The organism is Bacillus sp. SIMBA_005 (assembly GCF_046535585.1).
Classification (GTDB): domain Bacteria; phylum Bacillota; class Bacilli; order Bacillales; family Bacillaceae; genus Bacillus; species Bacillus pumilus.
In genome coordinates this window covers 1-269 of record NZ_JAWRWI010000471.1, presented here as the reverse complement: position 1 = coordinate 269, position 269 = coordinate 1, and the positions used below count along the sequence as shown (strand labels likewise).

The 269-nt window shown below is 28.6% G+C and carries 1 protein-coding gene; it reads right to left on the bottom strand.

The features are described from left to right. Positions 1–239: hypothetical protein (locus SB660_RS20945; RefSeq protein WP_410584291.1), on the bottom strand; the 239-nt coding region annotated here is incomplete at its 3' end. Positions 240–269 lie beyond the last annotated feature (30 nt).

The following is a 269-nucleotide window of genomic DNA, read 5'->3' as shown; positions in this document are numbered from 1 at the left end:
ATCCCTTCATCAATAGACATTTTCAACAATTCAAACAAACTTTCTTTTTCTAAATCTAATGCATTTTTAATATATCTTAATACACCATTTTCATTTATTTTATACCAAGCGAAACGAACTTCAATTCTTTTAAGGGCTTTTACATAAATTTCTTCAATTGCATACACATTTTCTCCATCCTGAACTTTAACTTGTTTCAAGATATCACAGTACTCAGTTGACTTCACGATATTTACCACAAACTTCACTCCTTTCTCTATCAATGTAAT